Annotated in this window: 27 protein-coding genes; 8 read left to right on the top strand and 19 right to left on the bottom strand. The window is 56.9% G+C overall.

Going from position 1 to position 22,041, the window contains the following annotated elements; genetic code table 11:
* Positions 1-47: 47 nt before the first annotated feature.
* From DBR24_RS06360 to DBR24_RS06330, 7 genes are all read right to left on the bottom strand, one after another.
* Positions 48-788 (bottom strand): SDR family oxidoreductase, encoded by a 741-nt coding sequence (locus tag DBR24_RS06360; RefSeq protein WP_128614241.1) that lies wholly within the window; start codon positions 786-788, stop codon positions 48-50.
* Positions 785-2,101 (bottom strand): FAD-binding oxidoreductase, encoded by a 1,317-nt coding sequence (locus tag DBR24_RS06355; RefSeq protein WP_128614240.1) that lies wholly within the window; start codon positions 2,099-2,101, stop codon positions 785-787. Before DBR24_RS06355 ends, DBR24_RS06360 begins: the two co-directional genes overlap by 4 nt.
* 41 nt (positions 2,102-2,142) lie before the next feature.
* Complete coding sequence (locus DBR24_RS06350) at positions 2,143-3,654, bottom strand: hypothetical protein (protein ID WP_128614239.1); 1,512 nt, start codon at positions 3,652-3,654, stop codon at positions 2,143-2,145.
* Positions 3,655-3,693: 39 nt separating this feature from the next.
* Complete coding sequence (locus tag DBR24_RS06345) at positions 3,694-5,151, bottom strand: UbiA family prenyltransferase (RefSeq protein ID WP_128614238.1); 1,458 nt, start codon at positions 5,149-5,151, stop codon at positions 3,694-3,696.
* 8 nt (positions 5,152-5,159) lie between these two features.
* Positions 5,160-5,522 (bottom strand): GtrA family protein, encoded by a 363-nt coding sequence (locus DBR24_RS06340; RefSeq protein WP_128614237.1) that lies wholly within the window; start codon positions 5,520-5,522, stop codon positions 5,160-5,162.
* Positions 5,523-5,749: 227 nt separating this feature from the next.
* Positions 5,750-7,363, bottom strand: a complete 1,614-nt coding sequence (locus tag DBR24_RS06335; protein WP_128614236.1) for a glycosyltransferase family 39 protein — start codon at positions 7,361-7,363, stop codon at positions 5,750-5,752.
* 151 nt (positions 7,364-7,514) lie between these two features.
* Positions 7,515-8,936: an amino acid permease gene (locus DBR24_RS06330; RefSeq protein WP_128614235.1), complete on the bottom strand. Its 1,422-nt coding sequence runs from the start codon at positions 8,934-8,936 to the stop codon at positions 7,515-7,517.
* A gap of 664 nt (positions 8,937-9,600) precedes the next feature.
* Between DBR24_RS06330 and DBR24_RS06325 the strand changes: the two genes are divergently transcribed.
* Positions 9,601-10,059 carry a transposase gene (locus DBR24_RS06325; protein ID WP_128614242.1) on the top strand — a complete coding sequence of 153 codons (459 nt, stop codon included), beginning with the start codon at positions 9,601-9,603 and terminating at the stop codon, positions 10,057-10,059.
* Between the two features lie 321 nt (positions 10,060-10,380).
* On the opposite strand, the gene DBR24_RS06315 is transcribed toward DBR24_RS06325, so the two are convergent.
* From DBR24_RS06315 to DBR24_RS06255, 12 genes are all read right to left on the bottom strand, one after another.
* Positions 10,381-10,743 (bottom strand): Mor transcription activator family protein, encoded by a 363-nt coding sequence (locus tag DBR24_RS06315; protein ID WP_128614233.1) that lies wholly within the window; start codon positions 10,741-10,743, stop codon positions 10,381-10,383.
* Complete coding sequence (locus DBR24_RS06310) at positions 10,740-11,207, bottom strand: gp16 family protein (RefSeq protein ID WP_128614232.1); 468 nt, start codon at positions 11,205-11,207, stop codon at positions 10,740-10,742. Before DBR24_RS06310 ends, DBR24_RS06315 begins: the two co-directional genes overlap by 4 nt.
* Before the next feature lie 184 nt (positions 11,208-11,391).
* A complete protein-coding gene (locus tag DBR24_RS06305) occupies positions 11,392-11,661 on the bottom strand; it encodes a hypothetical protein (protein WP_128614231.1) in 270 nt (89 codons plus the stop codon).
* Position 11,662: 1 nt separating this feature from the next.
* Positions 11,663-12,289: a DUF3164 family protein gene (locus DBR24_RS06300; RefSeq protein ID WP_128614230.1), complete on the bottom strand. Its 627-nt coding sequence runs from the start codon at positions 12,287-12,289 to the stop codon at positions 11,663-11,665.
* Positions 12,279-12,761 (bottom strand): hypothetical protein, encoded by a 483-nt coding sequence (locus tag DBR24_RS06295; RefSeq protein WP_128614229.1) that lies wholly within the window; start codon positions 12,759-12,761, stop codon positions 12,279-12,281. Before DBR24_RS06295 ends, DBR24_RS06300 begins: the two co-directional genes overlap by 11 nt.
* Positions 12,758-13,075: a hypothetical protein gene (locus tag DBR24_RS06290; RefSeq protein ID WP_128614228.1), complete on the bottom strand. Its 318-nt coding sequence runs from the start codon at positions 13,073-13,075 to the stop codon at positions 12,758-12,760. The genes DBR24_RS06295 and DBR24_RS06290 overlap by 4 nt, the downstream gene beginning before the upstream one ends.
* Position 13,076: 1 nt before the next feature.
* On the bottom strand, positions 13,077-14,258 hold the full coding sequence (locus tag DBR24_RS06285) for an ExeA family protein (protein ID WP_128614227.1): 1,182 nt from the start codon (positions 14,256-14,258) through the stop codon (positions 13,077-13,079).
* Positions 14,258-16,033 (bottom strand): DDE-type integrase/transposase/recombinase, encoded by a 1,776-nt coding sequence (locus tag DBR24_RS06280; RefSeq protein WP_128614226.1) that lies wholly within the window; start codon positions 16,031-16,033, stop codon positions 14,258-14,260. Before DBR24_RS06280 ends, DBR24_RS06285 begins: the two co-directional genes overlap by 1 nt.
* Before the next feature lie 3 nt (positions 16,034-16,036).
* Entirely contained in the window at positions 16,037-16,969 is a 933-nt protein-coding gene (locus tag DBR24_RS06275) for a hypothetical protein (protein WP_128614225.1), read from the bottom strand.
* Between the two features lie 10 nt (positions 16,970-16,979).
* The gene (locus DBR24_RS06270; RefSeq protein WP_034155722.1) at positions 16,980-17,282 is read right to left on the bottom strand and encodes a helix-turn-helix domain-containing protein; all 303 of its coding nucleotides are present in this window, start codon (positions 17,280-17,282) and stop codon (positions 16,980-16,982) included.
* Complete coding sequence (locus DBR24_RS06265; protein WP_128614224.1) at positions 17,279-17,758, bottom strand: hypothetical protein; 480 nt, start codon at positions 17,756-17,758, stop codon at positions 17,279-17,281. The genes DBR24_RS06270 and DBR24_RS06265 overlap by 4 nt, the downstream gene beginning before the upstream one ends.
* 355 nt (positions 17,759-18,113) lie before the next feature.
* Positions 18,114-18,326, bottom strand: a complete 213-nt coding sequence (locus DBR24_RS06255; RefSeq protein WP_128614222.1) for a DNA-binding protein — start codon at positions 18,324-18,326, stop codon at positions 18,114-18,116.
* Positions 18,327-18,417: 91 nt separating this feature from the next.
* Between DBR24_RS06255 and DBR24_RS06250 the strand changes: the two genes are divergently transcribed.
* From DBR24_RS06250 to DBR24_RS06220, 7 genes are all read left to right on the top strand, one after another.
* On the top strand, positions 18,418-18,828 hold the full coding sequence (locus DBR24_RS06250; RefSeq protein ID WP_128614221.1) for an XRE family transcriptional regulator: 411 nt from the start codon (positions 18,418-18,420) through the stop codon (positions 18,826-18,828).
* A gap of 3 nt (positions 18,829-18,831) precedes the next feature.
* The gene (locus tag DBR24_RS06245; RefSeq protein WP_128614220.1) at positions 18,832-19,440 is read left to right on the top strand and encodes a hypothetical protein; all 609 of its coding nucleotides are present in this window, start codon (positions 18,832-18,834) and stop codon (positions 19,438-19,440) included.
* A 57-nt stretch (positions 19,441-19,497) separates the two neighbouring features.
* On the top strand, positions 19,498-20,052 hold the full coding sequence (locus DBR24_RS06240) for a hypothetical protein (RefSeq protein WP_128614219.1): 555 nt from the start codon (positions 19,498-19,500) through the stop codon (positions 20,050-20,052).
* A gap of 78 nt (positions 20,053-20,130) precedes the next feature.
* Entirely contained in the window at positions 20,131-20,526 is a 396-nt protein-coding gene (locus tag DBR24_RS06235; protein WP_128614218.1) for a hypothetical protein, read from the top strand.
* A gap of 7 nt (positions 20,527-20,533) precedes the next feature.
* Complete coding sequence (locus tag DBR24_RS06230) at positions 20,534-20,947, top strand: hypothetical protein (protein WP_128614217.1); 414 nt, start codon at positions 20,534-20,536, stop codon at positions 20,945-20,947.
* A gap of 111 nt (positions 20,948-21,058) precedes the next feature.
* Positions 21,059-21,559 carry a structural protein gene (locus DBR24_RS06225; RefSeq protein WP_128614216.1) on the top strand — a complete coding sequence of 167 codons (501 nt, stop codon included), beginning with the start codon at positions 21,059-21,061 and terminating at the stop codon, positions 21,557-21,559.
* Positions 21,556-21,774, top strand: a complete 219-nt coding sequence (locus DBR24_RS06220) for a hypothetical protein (protein ID WP_128614215.1) — start codon at positions 21,556-21,558, stop codon at positions 21,772-21,774. The genes DBR24_RS06225 and DBR24_RS06220 overlap by 4 nt, the downstream gene beginning before the upstream one ends.
* Positions 21,775-22,041 lie beyond the last annotated feature (267 nt).

The following is a 22,041-nucleotide window of genomic DNA, read 5'->3' as shown; positions in this document are numbered from 1 at the left end:
GCCGATCAGGATCCGATAGCGCCACCCGGATAACATCAGCACCTGGCTCACAGGTTCAGCCTCTTGAACACCGGCTGCGGAATGGCCCGTATCAACCACATGACCCACTTCCAGAACCCCGGCACGTACAGGACCGCCTTCTTGCGTTCGATGCCCGCAATGATTCGGCGGGCCACCGCGTCCGGTTGCGCAACCAGAAGCCGGGGAAGCGCGAGCCCGGCGGTCATCGGGGTGTCGACAAAACCGGGTTTGAGGGTGATGACATGCACGCCAGACTTGAACAATCGAGCACGCAAGCCCTCGCAAAAGGCTGACACCGCCGCTTTGGCAGCTCCATACAGATAATTCGAGGGACGCCCGCGATCTCCGGCAACCGACGAAATGACCGCCAGGGTGCCGCCTTGCCGGACAGCCATTCGGTTAGCCAGCAACGTCAGCAGGGCGATCACCGAACCGGCGTTGTTGGCGAATGCTTCCATGGCCCGTTCAACGCTTTGTTCACACTCGTGTTGACTGGGCAAGGTGCCGTAGGCAATCAGGCAGATATCCACCGATTGCAGTGTCGCCAGGCATTGCTCGAGCATGACCGGATGCGCCGCAATATCGCAGGCATCCATCCAGAACGGCGTGGCCGCTGTCGCCCCTCGAACTTGCAGATCCGCGCAGATCTGCAGGAGCTTCTGCTGGTCCCTTGCGACCAGGAAAAACTCGCTCTGTTGCCCCGCCCATAACCGCGCGCAAGCCACGGCGATGGCCGATGTGGCCCCCACAATCAGTATTTTTTTCATCGGATAACTCGCTGCCAGAAACGTGAGATCAGGGCCGGGTCGCGCATCGCTTCCAATTGCTCCCAGGCGGGATAGGCCAGGCGAAAATCATTGCCGCTCATGTGCGCATCCTTGGCAGGGTACAAACGGCCACCCGCTTCCCGGACGATGGCATCGAGGCGCGGCAGGAGCGTTTGCGTCAGGGCGCTGTTCTGCGGGAAATCCAGAGCCAGTGACGTGCCCGGCATCGGAAATGACAGCCACCCCATTGACGGAATGTCGCCACAACGCTTGAGCACTGCGAGAAAGGAGCCGCTGCCACTGCGAGCAATATTCTTGAGCAACTCGGCCAAGGCCGCTTCTGCCACCGTTGCCGGCAATACGCATTGAAACTGCTGGAAGCCTTTGCGTCCGTAGATACGGTTCCAGTGCTCGATACGATCCAGTGGATAGAAAAACGGGCTGTAGGCGAGCCTCCGGGATTGTCTGTTCACGGGCTGCCGTTGCCAGTAATGACGGTTGAACAGTTTCAAGCTGAATGGATTGATCAGTGATACCGGTGGCCGGATCGGCACAGAGAGTGGATACGGCACTGCGGGCACAAGCGGTCCCGTTTGGCAATGATCGCCAGCGGTGAATACACCACGCCCTTGCGCACTGCCTTTGGCCAGACAATCGATCCACGCGACGCTGTATTCGTGCCGGGCATCCATTTCAGCCGATAGGGCAAAGAAATCAATCAGACAGTCAAAACGCACCCGTGTCGTGTCGATCAGACTGGACTGGATCCTGCGCAAACGGATGCTGACCCAGGTGATGACCCCCGTCAGCCCCATTCCTCCGATTGTGGCGGCAAACCACTGTGGGTTTTCCATAGGAGAGCAGACCATCGGCGGCTGCATCGATCGGTGCAGGCCGAAACTCATCACCGAATGAGCAAACGTACCGCAACGATGGTGATTCTTGCCGTGCACATCATTGGCCACCGCCCCGCCAAGGGTTACATGACGTGTACCGGGCGTGACTTGCAAGAACCAGCCGCGCGGGATGGCCAGTTGGAGAATCTCGCCCAGGGTCACTCCCGCTTCGGCGCAGATCTCACCGCTTTCCCAATCAGCGTCGATAAAGCGATTCAGCGGGCGTAACTGCAATACATGACCGCTGCCCGCCAGACAGCTGTCGCCATAACTGCGGCCATTACCGAACGGCAATGTGGTGCCATACGCCTCGATCAACCGGTGCCAGTGCGGCCCGACATCATCTTGCCAATGGCAGGGATGGCCGGTTTGTGGCGCAAGGGGATAATTGCCCCATGACGAGAGTGACAATGGCATTACCTCCTGTCGACAGCAAAAATCCAACGAGTACGTCAGTATTACTCGAGATAGTTGAGCTCAAATTGGCGATTCGGATATTCCGCACGAAACGCTGACAACACGACTTTGAGTTTTTCAGCAGATGCCGAGTCGACCGCATAGAGAGACACAGAATTTTCTGCCGAAGTTATATTCGGAACGGCCAATTTCAAAATGGCAACCTTTATAAAACTTGCCGGACGCTCACTGAACCACTCATCGTAAATAAAAGCGTATTTGACATCATGACGCTTCATCAGATCACCGATCCACAGCGAGTCTTTCTCCGTACGTTTCAATTGCAAGGCTTCATAACTGGCCAGGCCGGCGAGATCCAGAACATATTGATCAGTCGCCAATGAAACCAGCCCCAGATCATTAACCGCCACAGGTGCATTCAAACGAGCGGCAATCATTGACATCATGTATTGCTGATTATAGATATTGGCCGATGCCCATGGGGTGCTCAATGTTATATATAAAAGCCCAGTGAACGCCAAGGGCAAGCAGCTGAATACCGATACCATCCTTGCGCCACTGAGATGCCTGCTACAGGCTGCAAGAAAAAACAGGGCGACAAAAATCAGCCAATAAATCTCATATCGGCCGTACCACCCGGATTTGCCAAATACCGTATGAAGCAACGTTACGCTTAGCAGCAGCCATATCAGCGATGTTCTGCCAGCGTAAAAGGCGCAAAACATCAATACCGCGTAGATAACCCATCCGCCTTGCCTGCACTGCTCCAATACATGCTCACCCAAGGATGGCAGATCATGAATATCGCTCTTGGACAGTACTGAAGAGGGTAACCAATCAAGCCCCAGGCTTTTCAGAAAAAAACTGAAGGAGGCCAAGCTCAGCAGTATTGCAATAGCGCAATACAAGGAGTTTCTGCGTTCACCCTTTATCCACATATAAACTAATGTCGGCAATGAAATGGCCAACCCCTCATAACGTACCAGTGGCAACATAAAAATCGCCAGATAGAGCACATTCGAAACTTTTATCTCTGGTAAAAACTCCCTGCGCACAATACCAGCGGCGACAAAAGCCGTAAGACATACTTGCAGACTATGCTCCATCCCATTGAATATCAGCCCATAAATATTAATTGAAAAAAACAGCCCACACGTGATCACTACCGGAAACTGACAACCAGCATCTTTCAGCAACTTTAAAACCAACAAAAATGTCAAAAATGCAAACACAACATTCAGCACCAGCGGTGCATAAAATAAGGCGTCACCTAAAATCGAGAACGGCGCCAGCAGGAATGGCCAGACAATACTTGATGACGGTGCGGAATACTCTTCAAGATTTATCCCGTAATGCCCACCCCAAATATTTTTGGCCATTTTCATATGAATATAGGGATCATCCAGCGTGTAAATCATCACGCCATGGTTCATCGCCAATATCGAAAAAAACAACACACCGATCGGCACCCAGAAAACCAATAACGCAGCCCATAACTCCGAGGAGCTCAAGACTGATTTTCCGCAGGTATTTGCAATGTTTATCTCACTCATATTCGAACTCCCTCTCGAATCAACGGCCATTAAGCAGTTTCACACCGCCACCCAGAAAATCAGGCAGAACACCGCGCCCATCGCCAGACTCAAGTGATCACGCAGTGCGAAGACCACGGGGTCGTCGTTCATGCGGCCGCGGTGGGTCAGCAGCCAGATCCGGGTGATCCACAGCAACAGCACCGGGCATGCAAGCCAGATCCACCGGGGATGCGCATACAGCGCTGTCGTCACGCTGTCCTGGATGTAAAGCGCCAGGACAATGACAGCGAGGTAACCGGATGCAGCGCCCAAAGAGGAGAGCATCGCCAGATCGGCAGGAAAGTAATCCCGTCCACCGGTTTTCCCGGTGATGCCGCTGTGCAGCGCCAGCAACAGTTCGGCATAGCGCTTGACCAGCGCCAGGCTCAAAAACATGAACATGGCAAAGGCCAGCATCCAGCCCGTAAGTTCCAACTCGAAAGCGGCGCCACCGGCGATGATGCGCAGCGTGTAAAGGAGCGCCAGGGCAATCACGTCGAGCGCCATCAGACGCTTGAGCCACAGCGAATAAACCAGCGTCAGCACGTAATAACAGGCGAGCACCGCAACGAATTGATGAGGCAGGCACAACCAGGCGCCCGTGAAGGCCACCAGCAACAGCAGAGGAAAAGTCAGCAGTCCGGATTTGATCGACAACGCTCCACTGGCGAAGGGTCGATGACGTTTGGTGGGATGCTTGCGATCATCGGCGAGGTCGAGCAGGTCGTTCAGCACATAGACGCCCGACGCACACAAGCCGAAAAACACGAATGCCAGCACGCCGTGCCACAGCAGCAGCGGGTTGACCAGTTGATGCGCGGCGAGCAGAGGGATAAAAATCAGCGCGTTCTTCACCCATTGATGAATGCGCAAGGCTTTGTAGACACTTTTGAAGTTCGTGGTGTCCGGGCGAACCACCTGGACAGCGTTGCCCAGATGCCGAGTGGCACGTTCGACACCCGGTAACGGATTGACCACAAAAGCTTGTCTGGCCGAACGCCAGACCGGCAGGTCATCCAAGGAGTTACCGACGTAGTCGAACCCTCTTTCGCCATACAGCGTCACCAGCGCATTACGCTTATGCGCCCCCGACAGGTTGCGCTCGAGGGTCGTCCCGAGCACCTCGTCAAACACTTTCAGGTGTCCGGCAATGCGTACTGCCAACGTGTAATGACTCGCCGTGGCCAGGACAATCTTCCGGCCGCCGTTGCGCTGCGCCTCAATCATCCAGAGCACATCAGGATCGTAGGGCAAGGAGGTGACGTCGATGTCCGTCGCTTGTGCCAGACGTTCTTTCAGGTACGCCTTGCCATGCCAGAGCCAGGCTAAAGGTTTCAGACATTGCAAAGGTTTGGTGCGAATAAAGGACACAACACATTCGAACAAAAGATCGGATTTGAGGAGCGTTCCGTCCAGATCAACCACGAAGGGCGTGGAAGCTGCACAGGATGCTGTCGTCGGGGTGAAATCAGGCATTGATACATTCATGACTGATGCCCCCGAAACAACACAAACCGGAAAAAACAGTACCCTGCCAGCAAATGGACCAGGGTAAACACCCCCACAGTCAACAACCCCGGCAAATTGCGCGCATCGGCGAACGTGCCCACGGCAAAACTGAATGCGCCCATCACGCCAATAAAAAGCAGATAAACGCCCACCGATGTCCGACTGTCGAAGGTGTACAACATGTTCACGTAAAACGAGAACGCTGCCGCCACACAAAACCCGGCGAAGTTGCTGGCTGCCTGAGTCAGTTCGAGGGCACTGCACAGGATGAAAAAAATCTGCCAATGGATCAATCCATCGGCGATACCGGTCACCATCAATGCAGAGACTCCTTTCATTCCGTACTCCTTGCCCTTGCTTCTCTTGCCGAGGTTTCAAGCTAGGGCATGACGGGGTGACCGGTCTACTGTCAGAAATTACAGGTGGCGGCACCATTCCGACGGGCGGGCATGCCTTCTTCTACCAGTGGCCATGAACACCGGGCGGCGTGCATGAACAACGGATTGATGGCGCGAAAGAGGTTCTGGAGGGCGAGCTTTTGAAGCTGAGCGTGCCGTGTTCAGAATCAGAGCCTTTGGCAACGACTGAAGGCGGCGCCCTGCCTGACCATGCTTTCAGGCTGTACGACATAAAGCCTCAACTGCAGCTCTCCGGCGTCTTGCAACAGTAAACACTCCCAGTTATCGGGAACCGTTTCGGCCTGTTCATCCGTGTCCCGGGAGGTCACCCACCACACCCTGTGAAACTGGCGTGGCAATGCCGACAGGTCCTCGAGAAACAACTGATCGCGGTACGGGTAGATCAACGTGGATGAACCGTAACCATTGGGACGGTTGTCAGTCGTGTTGTCCCATGCTGGCTGATACAACAGTGGCTGGATGCCGCGCCGGCTGTAATAGGCAACGCTGTAATACCAATACCCACCGTTGACAACAATCGTATCGCCAGCCCTGGACCGCTCATTGATGCTGCCGACGATCTGATCCAGCGGGTACCGGATTTCATTACGCGTACCATTCAGATCATCCTGCCGGGTGTACATCGTGTTCAAGCCAAGGCATTCAAGCCCCAGGATTAACACCACCATAGCGCCTGCCAGCATCGGGGTTCGACGCGCCATCCTGGCCACCGCCAGCGCAAGCAGCATGACCACGCCGATGGCGCTAAAGGCCACATAACGCTCGATGAAAATCGGCAGCTTGAAGGACACCAGGAAGACTGCGAGCACAGGAAAAAAACTGAAGATAAACAACAGCAGGCCCAACCTGAGCCGGCTCCGGTCCCGGCATGCCACCCACAATGCCAGGGCCACCACCAGCAACGGTAGCAACAGGTAAACCGGTGTACTCAGTTCGGTCCGCGCCTTGAGGGTGAAAAACCGCCAGAGCGCCGACGGCAGGGTGTAGGCCGTCAATCCGGGGATCCAGAAGATTTCACCGCCGGTCTTGAACGCCTCGTTATGGATAATCACTTCATCCGTCAGGCTGAACAACCAGGGAATATAGGCAACAGTGACCACCAGACAAGCGATCCATAGCTTCGCTCGAGTGAGCACATGCAGCCTTCTATCCGCCTGGAACCTCAAAGCGATGAGATAAATGAAATGCGCCAGTACGCACAGGATCGACAAGTAGTGGGTATACAGCGCTGCGATCACCAGCAACGCGTAAATCACCAGGTACCGGTCACGGGCGCCGCGCAGCCAATACACCAACGCAAGGGTCGCGCCCAGTAACCAGACCGCCTCCAGCGAATACATACGCGCCTCCTGGCTATAACGCACGGAGATCGGCAACAAGGCCATGAACAATCCCGTCATTACCGCCAGCCGCGGACGACTGATGAAGCGCATCAACCTCATACCCAGCGCCACCGCAACAACCCCCGCTACCGCACTCATCGCACGAAGCGCCTGCACGCTGTCGCCAAACATCTGGATCCATAAGTGAAGCAAAAGGAAATACAGCGGGGGGTGAACCTCATGCCCCATGTGGAACCAGATCGCTGACGGCGACTGGACGCTCACCAGCGCAGAAAACGCCTCATCGGTCCACAAATACGGAATACCGATGTCATGGAATCGAAGCAGGATCGAGAGCAGCAGAATCAATCCGGACGAGATCATCAACCATCGGGATTCGATCCCACGATTGCTCGATCCTTGAGTGAACGCGGGCATACAGACTCCCTGTTAGTGAGCACGGCAGATGTGCTCAACACTAAGAGCCTGTTCCTGACACCGTCTACTGTAAGAACTAACAGGTGCGCGTCACCACCCTGCAAAAACCCCGGCCATTGGACCGGGGTTTCGGGCATTTCAGGTGGCAGGTTTACGACACCGAACGTACCGCGCCCTGCGACTCACCGGTCGGCTGCAACTTGAACACGTAGAACAACACTGTCAGCAGCATCAGGAACGCTGGCCCCACATACAGCGCCACGCGCGTATCCGGGAAGTACGCCATCAGGCCGACCACCAGCACCAGGAAAGCCAGGGCGAAGTACGAGCTGACCGGATATAGCCACATCTTGTATTTCAGGCCGGCGCGCTCGCTAGCGCTCAGGCCTTTGCGGAATTTCAGTTGCGCCAGCAGGATCATCACCCAGGTCCAGATCGCACCGAAGGTGGCGATCGAGGTCACCCAGACAAAGACTTTTTCCGGCACCAGGTAGTTGAGCAGCACGCCCAACAGCAACGCGCCGATCGACAGCAGCAACGCACGGCGCGGCACACCGTTGTTCGACGTCTTGGCGAAACCGGCCGGGGCCTGACCGTTTTGCGCCAGGCTGTAGAGCATGCGCCCGGTGCTGAAGATGCCGCCGTTGCACGACGACAGTGCGGCGGTGATCACTACGAAGTTGATGATGCCGGCAGCGGTTTTGATGCCCAGGCGTTCGAAGGTCATCACGAAGGGGCTGCCCTGGGTGCCGATTTCGTTCCACGGGTAGATCGACAGGATCACGAACAACGCGCCGACGTAGAACAGCAGAATGCGCCAGAACACCGAGCCGATTGCGTTCGGGATGGTCTTCTGCGGGTTGCGCGCTTCACCGGCAGTCAGGCCGATCATCTCGACACCGAGGTAGGCGAACATGACCATCTGCAGGGACATCAGCACCCCGGTCACGCCGTTGGGCATGAAGCCACCGTGGGCCCACAGGTTGGAAATCCCCAGCGCCACGCCGTCGTTACCAAAACCGAAGGCAATGATGCCGACGCCACCAATCACCATGGCGATGATGGTGACGATTTTGATCAGGGCGAACCAGAACTCGAATTCACCGAAGGCCTTGACCGCGATCAGGTTGATCGAGCCCATGCTGAGCAGTGCCGCGAGGGCCCAGATCCAGCGCGGCACATCGGGGAACCAGATGCCCATGTACACGGCGACGGCAGTGATTTCCGCAACGCAGGTCACCAGCCACAGGAACCAGTAGTTCCAGCCGGTCAGAAAACCTGCCAGTGGACCGAGATAGTCCTGGGCGTAGCGGCTGAACGAACCGGCCACCGGGTTGTGTACGGCCATTTCGCCGAGGGCGCGCATGATCACCAGGATCGCCAGACCGCCGAGAATGTAGGACAGCATGATTGCCGGGCCGGCCATTTCAATGGCCTTGGCCGAACCCAGGAACAGACCGACGCCGATACAGGCACCGAGCGCCATCAGGCGAATATGCCGTTCGCCGAGTTCGCGTTTGAGCGGACCGCCCTGAGCGGTTTCGCCGTGAGGCAGGTGATTGCCAACTGGCATAGGGGTGCAACCTCGTCTTGTTATTGGATATGACCACCGAGTGTCGAAGCATCGGCCGATAGGCCCTGGCTTGCATTAAACCGCGCCTGCCTCGTGGGCAAACGCGTCTTGTAGGACAAAACCTGCAAGATCAGCGGGGCGTGCAGTATAAAAAGCCTTGGGCAGGTGTTTTCACTCTATAAACCACAACATTTAGCGACAACTCTCGGCAAAAGCCCGGTTTGCGGAGAGGCATTCCCTGCTCGACGCCGGAAAATCCGCCACTAAAAATGGCGCCGAGTATTGCACAGCAATGGTGCAGCGTCATGCCCCTGCCTTACCGCATTTGATCTACCGAGCTCTCTAGCTCAATGGTCCTGAAGCCTCCCCCGTGTGGCGAGGGGATTTATCCCCGTTCGGCTGCGCAGCAGTCGTAAAAGCCGAACACGCGGTTGTGCAGGTGAATATCAGTGCATGGATTTGGGGCCGCTTCGCGGCCCAACGGGGATAAATCCCCTCGCCACAGATCCCCGCTTCAGCTGAGACAAATCCTTCATCTCATATGAATTCTTCAGCCGCTGAGACTTCACCCGATTCAGAAATTTCACTCAGCCATTGCAGCCACCAATCGAGCCTTCAGGCACTAGCCTTGGGAAATCCGATGAACGAATGCAAGGATGCCAACGTGCCAGTCAAACCCCAATCCCACCGCCTGCGCCAGGGTCGATGCTCAGAAAACGGTCGCGCCTACCTCATCACCTCGGTTGTACACAAACGCCAACCCGTATTTTCAGACTGGCAGACAGGCCGATTATTGGTTGCAGAACTGCGTCGGGCGCATGAACAAAGGGTCGTGGAGTCCATCGCCTGGGTTGTGATGCCTGATCATTTCCATTGGTTGATGCAACTGCAACACGGCTCACTTGGCGAAGTCGTTGGCAGCGTCAAGGCGCGCTGCACTCAAGCCGTCAATCAAAAGACGGGACGACGTGGGCCATTGTGGCAAACCGGCTACCATGACCGCGCCATTCGTGACGGCGAGGACTTGAAGCCCTTCGCCCGCTATATCATTGCCAACCCCCTGCGTGCCGGGCTGGTCGAGAAGATGGGCGACTATCCGCTCTGGGATGCCTGCTGGATCTGAACGGAACAGTTCCTGCTGCACTGCGACTCATTGTGGCGAGGGGATTTATCCCCGTTCGGCTGCGCAGCAGTCGTAAAAGCCGAACACGCGGTTGTGCAGGTGAATATCAGTGCTGGATTTGGGGCCGCTTCGCGGCCCAACGGGGATAAATCCCCTCGCCACACACCATCAGACTGATTCCCATCGAATCATTCGTGTTTAGGACTGAGATAAATACCAAGGGGAACGTGAGATAAACCTGGGCCAATCCGGGATAGGCTGGCACAGGTTGGGATGGTTTGTGAAATTCAGTTGCAGCCAGTGCAATAGAAAACGCCCCGCTCAGTCGTCAGTAAGCGGGGCAAACATATCAACCTGACGCCGCGCTATTTCGTCCTTTCGAACCGCCTTGACGATCTTGTAGATCCACTGAAGCGACACTGCGTACTTGCGCGCCAGCTCGCTGTGGTTAGTGCCATTGAAATCATCGTAGATCTGGCGATCACGGCGGCTCAACTTAACCGACAGCCCCATCGGAAAATACAGGTTCTGGCCGCCCCAGTGCGCCGCCATGCGGTCAGAAACTTCCTGAGCCACATGGCGAGCGGCGGCTTCCTCCATCGCCACCAGCTCAACGAGCGCCACCGCGATATGCTCTGTGAGATCCGTCAGCAGTTCGGGGCCTTTGCTTCTGAACTCAGTCATACGCCCTCCCTTACAGCGGCCGGGGCCACTTCGATACGTTGCTGCCATTGCTTCAGGTTCTCTATGACGCGGCTTGCCTGCGAAGCTTTGAGCCATTGCAATGCGGCAACGCCTGTCATATTCATGACGAACTTTGCAAGCGCCTCCTCGGACGGGTCGCGCACCGCGCCAAGGCCGTGAAGGGTCAGCCACATCGACCGGATCTTCCTCGATTGCCCGTCGGCCGCCTTCGGACGCTGCGGCGCCTTTTTTGGACGAACCTTGAAGCCGCGCAGCTTGAGCTGTTCCAAAACCCGATTTAGGTTTGGAACGCTCAAGTCAGCCGAGGACGTTGCTCCGTCCAATCCCGTCATACCGGCCAACATCAGGCGGAACGTGTCGTCATCCATGCGCAACTCGCGCCGGGCAACGTGAATCAGCTTGATCAAAGGCAGGCGGGCTGGATTGGCAGGTGCTTTCTTCACTGGGCACCCCCTGACCGTGCCCGCACGTTGGTCTGGCGATCATTACGGGAGGCGTAGAGCCGCTGCCGGGCTTCGCTGCATTTTATGTGGTTCCCTGCAACGCGAGGCCGCTGGCACTGATCGCAGATCCCTTGGAACTCCAATACGCCGGACGTGAGTTTGCCTGTGCTTGTAGAGGACATCTTCACAGCTCCTCAGAAAGTGGGAAAACCGCCAATGGGAACTTGCGGAACAGGTCTAGCGCTGTTTTCACGCCAGCCTGAAACCCTTTCCGTTCGTCCCCAACCAGTTCGGAATAGCTGCCGTCCGGGAGTCGAAGCTGGAGACCGACGTCGTCCATAGCGTCAACAATCATTTCCAACTTTTGAATCCGAATCGCATGCCACTCCTGCAGCGAACTGATGATCTCCACAACGTCTGAATCGTAAACATCTGCCTGTAGTTGTTGAGTCATGTCACACCCCCGCCAAATCAAGTGGGATGGCTTCGTAACGGTCGGTATCGCCAACGCGCTTGTAAAAGCGGATATAGCTGCGGCTGCCCGCGACCTGGATCGCATCGCCGATTGCCTCCATCGCCTTTTTCCAGCGCGGGTCATCAATGTCATGGCGGCGCAGCGACAGGATTCGGGCGGTACGCAGCTCCCCGTTGCGGTCGGCTCGGAATGCGTCATTGATCAACACTTTGACGCCGGGGTGGGAGTTGGCCGTCCATTCATGCGCGCACTCATCAAGCAGCGCCTTGGCTGACTGAAGGTGTTCGTTGAATTCGATCTGATCCTGGTTGGCGCGCATCAGCTTGTAGCGCCCGTCGAAGCTGATCAGGGTCAGATTGCCCTTCGTGCCACGCGAGACAACGCCGTACTGCTCTTTGCTGATCTGCTGCAGCGCGTCAATTTCACCGAAAACATACGCTTTGAACTTGAGCAACATCGCGCTGATGGCCATGGCCTGGTCAACGGCTTCGATCACCACCCTGTCGCGCAGCAGATCCGTAGGCTTGATCGAAGCCTCGGGCACCATGCGGCCGAGGGCGTCGACGCGGTAGCCCGGCGGTATTTGCAGAGCATCATTATTGGTCATTGGTTTTACCCTCCAGAAGTTGGCGCAGCTGTTCCGCAGCCAGCCGGCAAGTTTCATCAGCGCCCAAGCCGCCGACCTGTACGACCACGCGCTCAACGCCGCCTGATTTGTCGGTCACAGTCACCAGCCAATCACTGATCCGGTTGTAGCCAATTTCCAGCCACAGGAATGGCATCACGGCGTGCGCCTGGTCGAAGGCGTCCAACAGTTCGGCCTGACGTACGACGCGTTCGCCGGTTCGAATGTCCAGAGCGATCAATGCGCGGCGAAGATGCCGGCCGGCATCGTAAAACCGGCTTTCAGCTATGGCGGCGCTGGCCCCCGACAGATGCTCGGCCGGCGCGGACGGACGGTGCACGTGCTCAAGCACCGTTGAAACGTGCTTCATTGCGTCTGCCCAGGACATGGTCGGCAATTCCGTCCAAACGGCGTCTTGCAATGCCTCAATCGAGGCGTTCAGTGACTGGCTCATTTGTCCTGCTCCTTGACCAAGGTGAACCAGACAACCCCGACGCCCCGAATTGATGCCGTGCTGCGCGCAAGCCGCCCCTCGACGTTGCAGCGCATACTGCGAAGCTCATGCCCAAAGCGCCGCGCCAGAAGTTCGAGGCTGTCGGGGTCAACAAAAATCTTGTTGTCCGCAAGATCCAACGCCTTGATCACAATTCCGGCATCACGCATGTCGCGGGTCAGATCGTTGAAGGTGGCCAGCTTTTTCGGGAATTCCTCGGTGAGGATGCTGAGCGGCTGAGCTGGGGCCAGAGGTACCAGATGTAGGGCGGCCATCTCACACCCCCTTAACTACGTCAGCGGTGACAATTGGCACGCCGAGTTGGGCGGCCAGATTCATCGCCGCGATCATCAGGTTGCCGATGGCCAGCGGGTACAGCAGCGACACCGTTTCATCACGGCCGCCGCTACGCTTTGGCTGAGACAGGCGCGCCGCGATAGCCTGAATGCCGCTTTCGTCGATGACTTCGGCGAGCGGTTTGCCGGCCCGGTCAAAGCGGAATTTCAGAAACTCTTCCAGCCGGGAGGTTTCAATCGGCGTGAGCGTCACCCGCTCGCAGCGCTGAACAACTTCGCGTACGTCAGCGTTGCGTTCGCTCAACTTCACGCCCAGTTCGGGCTGGCCAATCATGATAATGCTCACCAGTTTGGTGAACCCGACCTCCAGCTCAAGGATGCGCTTGAGGTGCTTGAGCGTGGGAATCGGCAGACTGTGGGCTTCTTCGATGACCAGGCAGTGGCGGTAGCCGGCGGCGTGGGATTCCTTCAACGCTTTGTGCAATTGAGCGAACCGCGCCTCGGGGCTGCTCTTGGGTTTGGCCAGCGGCGCAACGGCGGCCATCATCGATTCGGCAATGTGCGTGCTTTTCAGGGATTTACCTTTGGTGTCGTTGTCCTCAGACGCCAGCACGTAGGGTTCGATGATGATTACCGGGTCGTTGTTTTCGGCGATGCGGTTCACCAGGTCGCGGCGAAGCGTACTTTTGCCCGCGCCCGATTCCCCCTCGACCGCGAGGAAGCCGCCGTGGCGGGCAGTCTGGTACATCACCTCCCGAACATAGCGAATATCCGGGCTGACCCACATGTCCTGAGCGCACTGCAACTCTTCGAACGGGTCGCGGAACAGGCTGAATGCTTTGCGGGTATTTGGCTGAATGGTCTGTTTTGGCAGTAACATAGGTTCGTCCTCCCCGGACGGCTCTTTCATAAGGGCCGGATCTGCCGTGTTGGCGCACGGCAGATCCACTTCTTCAAATGCGTTGGCAATATCGGCGTCATTGGCGCCGGATTTCGTCAGGAATTTGCGGATACGCTTCTGCAATTCGGCGCTGTCCAGACTTCGCGGCCATTGGCCGTGGTTCAGCAACTGGGCGACGGTAGCGGCGCTCAGACTCAGAGACTCCGCAAGCGCAGCCTGTGGACGTCCCACGTCTTGCAGAATTTGTTTAAGTTTCAACATCACTCACCTCCAACCGCTGCCAGCTTTAGGCTGAACGGTTTGCGCATGACCTCAACAGGCCGTTTCAGCTCCGCCTCAACGGCGTCGAGCTGCTCTTCAGGAACTCCTTCCGGGTAACGTTGCTGCAGCCAAACAAACGTGTCGGCCGTCCAGAGGTTGCCCAGGCGCGGGCGCAGAAGCTTGGCGGCTTCGACGTGGCTGAGTGGGACAAGCTCGACAGTTGGGGCGTTGACGTTGAGGCTAATGCCGCGCCGTGGCATATAGGCCGGCAGCACGGTGTCGTTAACGTGTTTGTGCGGATCGATCAGGCCGCCGAACGGAACGGCCTTGGCCTTGCGTGCCGCTTCGGCGTCCGCCTGATTGGTGGTGCCAGTTGCGATCTGTTCCAGCACCTTGCGCGACAGTTGGGCCGGCGTCTCGGCGTGGCGCTTGTACGTTTCGCCGATGGTCGCTGAGGTTTCGGCGAACCCGAACTCATCCACCCCGATTCGCTCGACGACGTGGTAGTTCTCGCGGCCATCGGCCCCGATCAACACGGCAATAGCCGTGTCTTTGTCGCGCCAGCAGTTGCGGGTGATCAGCAGTTTTTCGCCCACCATCACCTCGGGCACAGAGCTGACATCGAACTGAGCGCCACGGAACGAAACTCGCAGCAGGTTGCTGACTTTGCGGTACTCCGGCGTGCTGACGGCCAGCTCTCTACAAACCTCTACGCTTGGCGCAAGGCGCAGTTGTTCCTGCCGGATCAACTGCCAGACGCCGTACCGGGTACGCCGGGTGCGGGTATGGATAGAAGTCGCGTTGAAGTACCGCATCCACTGGCCGGCCCACGCGTTGATCTGCTCAAGACTTTCCGCCGCCTGAAACTTGAGCGCGCTTTCGAATTCCCGCTCGACGATGTTGTGGGCCTGTTCAACTTGGCCCTTCGCCCGAGCGTTGCCGACCTGGTTGATGATCAGGTCAATGGACATGGCGCGGCAGAGGTTACGGAAAATACCGCTGGTCATGGCCGCGCCGGGGTCGGTCATCAGCATCCACGGCACGCCGTGGAACGGGTCAGATTCGCCGCGCTTCTGCATTGCGTTGATCAGGACATTGCACAGGTTCTCTGCCGATTCGGCGCCGAGGACGTACTCGACGTACAACGTGCCGCTGGTGTGGTCTGTAATCACATAGCGCCACAGCCGCTGACGTTCGATCTTTTTCAGGTTGCCGGGCTTGCCGTCGTAGAACTCGGCCTTGTTCATCACCCGCGCCCCGTCATCGGCCAGGTAGAACTGAGTCGAGATCGACGCATCCACCTGCCAAACGTGGTTGGGGTGCTTGCTGGCCAGCGACACCGCCGGGGCGTCGTGCAACAACTGCTCGGGGTGTAACTTGTAGGCGCGTAGAGCCCGGCTGATCGCGCCGCTGGTCAACGGGCGGAACACGCCCGTTTGTTCATCCACGCGGCCGGCCACGATCATGTTGTTGCTGCGTAGCCGTTCCACGGCCCGCTCGATGGTGGACAACTGTTTGTTGTTGGCGCGGATCGACTCCAGCAACACCGCCGATATCTTCCGGGCTTCCTCAATCGGCAGCGCGCTGCATCCGGCGTCGTTGCGGCGCTTACGGGGCTTTGCCACACGAATCTCCTTCAGCTTGCGCTGCAAGGTTTGAAGGGACACACCCAGCTCGGCCGCGCCCGCCTGGTAAACGGCGGTACGCTGGCCGTGCGGGGCGTTCTCGGCGCGTTGGGCGATTTGGGCCAACTGCTGGATTTGTACCGGGTTCATGGCTTAAGCCTCGGGCGCCGTCATCCACACCGGGGCGCTGCCTTCGGCGTGTTCGGGGAGGTTGAATTCGCTGCGGACGGTGGCGAGGGTGACTTCTAATTGCCGGATCAGATCCGCCTGATATCCTCGGTGGTCTGCCCCGTTTGCGGCGCCGTGTTCGGCCATTTGAGCGAATCCGTCACGCAATTCGCCGAGGATCTTGGCCTCGATCTCAAACTGTATGCCTACGACTTCGGCGCGCAAATCTTTGATGACATCGTCCGGCGTAGCGGCTTGGATGCGTTTGCGGTTTTTCTCCAGCTCCTGCTTGGCGCTATCCAGCTCTTTGGTTTTCTTCGCCATGACTTCGCCTTGGGCTTCGTAGTCGGCGTTGACGTCATCGAGGCGCTGAGTCAGCGCCTCTTTTTCTTTGGCGTGTTTGGCAATGACCTCTTCTGCAAGGTCTAGAAACGCTTCTTTATCGCCGGCCTTCGCCACCTCAATCAGCGCGGCTTGCTCGTCTTGTGGAAGGCGGCGGTACTGGCGCAGTTCGCGGTAACCGATGCCCATGCGTGACATCGAATCGAGCGCGGCTTCGCCGAGGGTACGAAGGTTGGCAATGTCTTCATCGACCTGCTGGCGCGAACGGCCAAGCAACGAGCAGAACTCGTCCCAAGTGCCCGCGAATTGCTGACCGTCAGCAGTTTTCTTTCCGCTCAAACCCCGATAAAGCTTGGTTTCCTTGACGAAGGCGAGTTTAGAAGTGCTGACCGTCAGCGAAAATTTTGCAAAGGATTCGGCCATCTGTGCTTGGCCGAGAAGCTGATTGACGAGGTCGCGTTCGTCGCTATGCGATGCCTGGAGCGAGGCCATTGCGTTCTGATTCGCGGTCAACATTTCGCCATCCAGAACAGGCAGTTCCGGGCTGTCTACGGGTTGAGTTTTGGTACGTGCCATGGGGTTCTCCTTAGATCTGCGAGCCAGCGGCGACCCGCTGAGTGATTTCATTCATTCGGCGATTCACGCCAGCCATGTGCTCGACGTGTGCCTGAGCGATTTGCAGCATTACGATGGAATGGGCAAAGCGGCCGTTGTCGAGCTTCACCGCAAGGCCTTCCTCGATCAGCACCTGCATCGCCCGAGTGACGTTGCTCGGGCTATCACCGGCTATCTGAGCCAGCTCGGCGTTGCTGAGTCCGGTGATCGTGTGGCCTTTCAATGCTTTTAGAACGCGCAGCACGCGGCCCGCGCTGGATGCGGTGCGGGTCATGGCCGCTCCTCCAGTTCAAGTTGTGGTGTTTGGGTTTGGCTGACGTTGCCCCGATGCCAGGCGAGGCCTTCCATTGCGGCCTGTATAGCTGCCAAGGTCTCATCGGCGTCGCAGTTCTTCGCGTAGAAAGCCAACAACTTGCCCGCTGCTGTGGTGAGTACTTCCTGCAGGGCCTGCGTGTCCTGCGCGGTGCAGTTCCGGCCTGTGGGGATAGCAATGGTCAACTGCCCGGCGCTGGCGGCAATCCAGCGGGTGACGTAATCGCAGCCGCAAGCACGTTCATAGGGCCGGATCAGGTTGGCCGGCATGCGGCCAGTTTGTAACCATTTGTAGACCGACCAATGATCCGCAACGCCCATTTCATCAGCGATCCGATCCACGCTTTTGTTTTGGATTTCCTTGGCGAAGTCCTTGCAAAGCTCCAGCGCATGGCGCAGGGAAGTTGGCTGCATGTTTTTCCAGCGGCGGCGGCTCATTGGAATGTTCCTACAAGGGCGTCTTCCAAACAAAAAGCCGGTTTGCACATATGCAAAAGGATTACAGCGGGTGCAAATTTTTGGGGTACATTCGCAAACCTGGACATGAGAAATGACCGACCGAATTGAAAGGCTAGAGGCACAAGTGAACGCGCTGGCACAGGGCTGGTTACGCCTTGCCGCGATACTTGAGGTTGAGGGGGTGGTAACGCATGGTCGGATTGACCGAGCGCTGCGACCCGTTCAGTGGCCGGGACAACCGATTGAGGCCGAGGCAACAAGAACACTTGCATGGCTGTGCGATCAGTTGGCCGAAGCGCGTGACGCCCGCCGGGCTTCCGCTGGAGGATGACCATCACGCGGCCATCGCTGGTACTGGTTTGAGGCCGAGCTTTACGGCGATCTCATGTGCCTTGCCATAGTTGGCTTTGGCTTGGCCATTGAGTACGCGGTAAACCTCGTTACGGGTGTAGCCGTTTTCGGTAGCCCATTCGGTAATGGTTTTGCCGCGTTGGCGAAAGCTTTCTTTCACCTGGTCGGCGGTTAGGGCTTTGGCATGGGTGGCCATGGTGGTGGCTCCTGTGATGCAAAGATAATTGGGTTATGTGGCAATCATGATGGTATCTAAAAAGATACCTGTCAATAGTTGAGGTGTGCTTTTGAATATCGGAGAGCGCCTTAGGGAAGAGCGCGAGCGACTGGGCTATAGCCAGTCAGCAATTGGCGCCGTCGGCGGCGTCAAGAAACTTGCTCAGCTGAAATACGAGCAAGGCGAACGGTTTCCCGGTGCGGATTACTTGGCCGCACTTGCGAAAATAGGCGTGGATACGCTGTATATCATTACCGGCGAGCGGTCTGCGGGCTCACTCACTGCGGACGAAACTGAATTGCTTGAACGGTTCAGATCCGCGCCGTTAGCAGTGAAGGCTGCGGCTATAGCAGCCGTGACGGCAGGATCAGCCCAGGTAAACCAAACGTTTCACGGGGCAGTGGGCCAGTCGGTGGCCGGTAACATCACCAACGAGTCAGGTGTTACCTTCAATGTTGGGGATGTGAAATCAAAGGAGTAACCCATGAAGCAGGACTTTCATGGCGGCGTAGGCCAAGTGGCCGGGGGCGACATCAATAATTACGGCGTCAATATCAGTCTTGTTAACAACGATAAGGCGGAGGTGCGAGGCTTAGTATCGGCTCAGCGTAAAGAGCTTCACGAGCTGCGTGCGAAGTGCGAGGAACTGGGGGCCGACCCGCGTGACGTTTGGCGTAGAGTTCATGCACAGCTAGGGGTGACCTCGATTAGCGAAATCACCTCAGAGCAGTTCGTTCAGGCACGAAGCGTGATGCAGGCGAGGTTGGAGTTTTTGCAAGAAAAAGCAGATATACGCCGATTGGTGGGTAAGGTTTTGCGGGCCGTAGCTGAGAAAGATGCGAAGACCGAAATGAATAACTTCTGCGAGTTGAGTTTTGGCCGCACTCAGCTACAAAACCTCCAGAAATCGCAGCTCCAACAAACTTTAGAGTTTGTTCAGGGGTTCCAGCCTATGACACCGACACCGACACCGACGACGGTGCCGGTAGTCGAGACGGGAGCCGTTTCGATCAGCGAGTTCCTCGCTGTACACAAACAAAATGCGGCCATTCTGTTTTGTCTAGGCGTTTTGCTCGGTGGGATTTTTTTCTGAACGGGTTCTCTGTTCAGATCGGAAGTTGGAACGTCATTTCTGCAAGGAGCGTGATTGATGAAAAGTGTTTTCTGTGTGTTGTTTTTGTTCGCCGCAGTTGCCCAGGCAGAGCCTTTCAAGGATGCGAGTCCTGAGTCATTGCAGCAGGCTACAAAACAAATGAATGCCCTCAGCAAAGCCATGACTGATGGCGTTGCCATACTAAAGCGCGGAGATCCAGCCGCTATCACCGCCCACAGCAAACGTTTTTCCGCGCTGGTGGGTTCAGGGGAAAGCCAATTCGGCACCACAATCTTTGAGCCGCTTGGCAGTTGCGGCATCGCAGGTAATGCCTCCCGCACTTGGTGGAATGCGCAGTTGTTTGCGGCTTACAAGGGTGGCATCGAGCAGAGACCTGGTTCAATCAAGGACGCCCTCGGTGAGTTTCAGGCAAAGCGAGATGAATGTCTCCAGTCCTCAGATCCTGTTATTGCAGCGAAAGTCGCCGCTGAAAGTGATGCAGAACTGAAGAAGAAATTTGGCGGCGGCCGAGAGTGCCTAACGGTCTTCACGGTTGACTCCGAGACAAAAGAACTCGTTGAGAAACCTAAAGCGGCCCACTGCAAAAGCTGACTAAAGCGAGGCCTCTAGGCGACTGACTATCCCGTCTTTTGCAGACTCGCTATAGGCAAACAAACGAAGAGAGTGAACATGGGAAATCAGTCATTCAATGGCGAAGTCGGGCAAGTGGCTGGCGGCAATATCATCAACAACTATGGCCTGGACGATCTGGCTGGAAAAAGCCGTGAGGAAGTGGCTCAACTACTCATTGTCCTGCTTGGACGGCTAGCTGATGCGCGTAAAAAAATATACTTCAATCCCCTCGCTGGCTGGATGGTCTTAGGCGCTGTGACGTTCATCATTGAGTTAATTTCTGGAGTCGCATTTACATCTCCGATGCTGATCGCGGCAACCATGTTCTTCGGGGTTCTGGTGCCGTACTTCCTCTTCATTCCCAAGCAAAGAAAGTATGGTCGACTGGTTTATACATACCGAGAATGCATCGACTACATAGAAATTTTTCAACATAGCCGTGGCTGGAGCTGAGGTTTTCATGGGGCACCAAGTATTCAATGGCAGTATCGGTCAGGTTGCGGGCAAGAACATCATCAACCACCCAAAATGGGATCAGCTCTCTAGTGATGAACTGAAGCGCGTCATGACCGAGTACAAGAGAGAGCGGCGCGGCGCGTTTTTTCGGCAATGGATTAACCCGGCTGCATTGTTGCTTCTGCTGACCTGCGTAGCGCTCGGCGTTTGGGGCTGGTACATGCTCAGGATTGATGGCCTTAGTGGCGAAATCAGCACTGGCAAATGGGTTGCTTTTGCTTGCTTTGCTGTCTTGATGGGCGGCGCCGGTTTGTGGTTGAACTCGATCAGGCAAGCCGCAATCACGACCATTTCCGAACTGGATGACGACTTGAAAGAAATCAACGGCGTTCTGCGTTTTAGAAAGGCCAAGCGGTAACAAAAAGCCTCTTTAAACTCGATTAAAAGCCCTCCTGTACCACGCCGCCCATGATGGCAGCGTGTGTATTTCTGGCGCCCGGAAACAGCGGCGCCGTTACAGGAGGCGCCCATGCGACCCGAAAACCCTCGCGGCATCCGCAACTTCAATCCCGGCAATATTCGCCACGCTAAAGGCGTGCGCTGGCAAGGCATGGCCGCCACTCAAGGCGACAGCGAGTTTGTCCAATTCACCGCCCCGCGTTGGGGGATTCGTGCAATTGCCCGAGTACTGATTACTTATCAGGACAAACGCCTCGCCAAAGACGGCAGCCGGATCGACTCCGTGCGCGAGATCATTGAGCGCTGGGCGCCGCCCACCGAAAACAACACCGAAGCTTACGTCTTGACCGTGGCTCGGGCCGTAGGCTTTGACCCGGACTTCGAAGGCGTTGACGTCTATGACTTCGACTTCATGCGCTCCTTGATCAAGTCCATCATTCGGCATGAAAACGGCCCCGGCCCATTGCCAGGCGGCCAGTGGTACGGCGACTCGATTATTGCGGATGGGCTGACGCTGGCGGGCATCGAGCGCGGCGCCACTCACGGCCAAAGCGTGAGGACCTCCGCATGAGGCTCATCTGCAACTGGCGCCGCTGCTACAAGCTCTACAGCGTCCAGCTCGGGTTGCTGATTGCGTTCTTCGGTCTAGCGCAACTGGAACTGTTGCCGATGTGGCAGGAGCAGCTTTCGCCAAAAGCATACGCGGCCTTGAACAGCGGCTTGGCATTGGTTCTGTTCATTGCCCGCTTAATCAAGCAAGGCCCGGATCAGGAGGCGCTCAAATGAGGCTGAATCTGTTTGGCCGGGCCTTGGGCGCGCTACTCGCCGGCTTGTTGTGTGGCCATACCTGGGCCGCCACCTATCAATCCCTCGGAACGTGGGGCGGCCCGCAAATTATCCCTTTTAGCCGCCGGGGTAACACCGGAATTGCCGCCGCGAAACGCCGCGCCCGGAAGTCTCGCAACCGCCGGAGACAGCACCATGGGCGCGCTTGATCAGATTGTCTGGCCGCGCCCGGCCCGGATTCTCGCTATTGCCTTCGCCTGCCTGTTG

Origin of the sequence: Pseudomonas sp. HMWF006 (assembly GCF_003061205.1) — a bacterium.
GTDB lineage: Bacteria > Pseudomonadota > Gammaproteobacteria > Pseudomonadales > Pseudomonadaceae > Aquipseudomonas > Aquipseudomonas monsensis.
Note: the sequence above shows the minus strand (reverse complement) of the source record. Positions and strands in the feature narration are given on the sequence as shown.

What these genes read in the sequence shown, in the direction of transcription:
- DBR24_RS06270 (WP_034155722.1), bottom strand. Translation starts at nt 17,282, where the DNA reads ATGACCCGCACCGCATCCAGCGCGGGCCGCGTGCTGCGCGTTCTAAAA.
- DBR24_RS06240 (WP_128614219.1), top strand. Translation starts at nt 19,498, where the DNA reads ATGAAAAGTGTTTTCTGTGTGTTGTTTTTGTTCGCCGCAGTTGCCCAG.
- DBR24_RS06275 (WP_128614225.1), bottom strand. Translation starts at nt 16,969, where the DNA reads ATGGCACGTACCAAAACTCAACCCGTAGACAGCCCGGAACTGCCTGTT.
- DBR24_RS06225 (WP_128614216.1), top strand. Translation starts at nt 21,059, where the DNA reads ATGCGACCCGAAAACCCTCGCGGCATCCGCAACTTCAATCCCGGCAAT.
- DBR24_RS06335 (WP_128614236.1), bottom strand. Translation starts at nt 7,363, where the DNA reads ATGCCCGCGTTCACTCAAGGATCGAGCAATCGTGGGATCGAATCCCGA.
- DBR24_RS06295 (WP_128614229.1), bottom strand. Translation starts at nt 12,761, where the DNA reads ATGAGCCAGTCACTGAACGCCTCGATTGAGGCATTGCAAGACGCCGTT.
- DBR24_RS06330 (WP_128614235.1), bottom strand. Translation starts at nt 8,936, where the DNA reads ATGCCAGTTGGCAATCACCTGCCTCACGGCGAAACCGCTCAGGGCGGT.
- DBR24_RS06350 (WP_128614239.1), bottom strand. Translation starts at nt 3,654, where the DNA reads ATGAGTGAGATAAACATTGCAAATACCTGCGGAAAATCAGTCTTGAGC.
- DBR24_RS06360 (WP_128614241.1), bottom strand. Translation starts at nt 788, where the DNA reads ATGAAAAAAATACTGATTGTGGGGGCCACATCGGCCATCGCCGTGGCT.
- DBR24_RS06220 (WP_128614215.1), top strand. Translation starts at nt 21,556, where the DNA reads ATGAGGCTCATCTGCAACTGGCGCCGCTGCTACAAGCTCTACAGCGTC.
- DBR24_RS06235 (WP_128614218.1), top strand. Translation starts at nt 20,131, where the DNA reads ATGGGAAATCAGTCATTCAATGGCGAAGTCGGGCAAGTGGCTGGCGGC.
- DBR24_RS06255 (WP_128614222.1), bottom strand. Translation starts at nt 18,326, where the DNA reads ATGGCCACCCATGCCAAAGCCCTAACCGCCGACCAGGTGAAAGAAAGC.
- DBR24_RS06265 (WP_128614224.1), bottom strand. Translation starts at nt 17,758, where the DNA reads ATGAGCCGCCGCCGCTGGAAAAACATGCAGCCAACTTCCCTGCGCCAT.
- DBR24_RS06305 (WP_128614231.1), bottom strand. Translation starts at nt 11,661, where the DNA reads ATGACTCAACAACTACAGGCAGATGTTTACGATTCAGACGTTGTGGAG.
- DBR24_RS06280 (WP_128614226.1), bottom strand. Translation starts at nt 16,033, where the DNA reads ATGAACCCGGTACAAATCCAGCAGTTGGCCCAAATCGCCCAACGCGCC.
- DBR24_RS06230 (WP_128614217.1), top strand. Translation starts at nt 20,534, where the DNA reads ATGGGGCACCAAGTATTCAATGGCAGTATCGGTCAGGTTGCGGGCAAG.
- DBR24_RS06290 (WP_128614228.1), bottom strand. Translation starts at nt 13,075, where the DNA reads ATGGCCGCCCTACATCTGGTACCTCTGGCCCCAGCTCAGCCGCTCAGC.
- DBR24_RS06300 (WP_128614230.1), bottom strand. Translation starts at nt 12,289, where the DNA reads ATGACCAATAATGATGCTCTGCAAATACCGCCGGGCTACCGCGTCGAC.
- DBR24_RS06315 (WP_128614233.1), bottom strand. Translation starts at nt 10,743, where the DNA reads ATGACTGAGTTCAGAAGCAAAGGCCCCGAACTGCTGACGGATCTCACA.
- DBR24_RS06345 (WP_128614238.1), bottom strand. Translation starts at nt 5,151, where the DNA reads ATGCCTGATTTCACCCCGACGACAGCATCCTGTGCAGCTTCCACGCCC.
- DBR24_RS06245 (WP_128614220.1), top strand. Translation starts at nt 18,832, where the DNA reads ATGAAGCAGGACTTTCATGGCGGCGTAGGCCAAGTGGCCGGGGGCGAC.
- DBR24_RS06285 (WP_128614227.1), bottom strand. Translation starts at nt 14,258, where the DNA reads ATGTTGAAACTTAAACAAATTCTGCAAGACGTGGGACGTCCACAGGCT.
- DBR24_RS06340 (WP_128614237.1), bottom strand. Translation starts at nt 5,522, where the DNA reads ATGAAAGGAGTCTCTGCATTGATGGTGACCGGTATCGCCGATGGATTG.
- DBR24_RS06355 (WP_128614240.1), bottom strand. Translation starts at nt 2,101, where the DNA reads ATGCCATTGTCACTCTCGTCATGGGGCAATTATCCCCTTGCGCCACAA.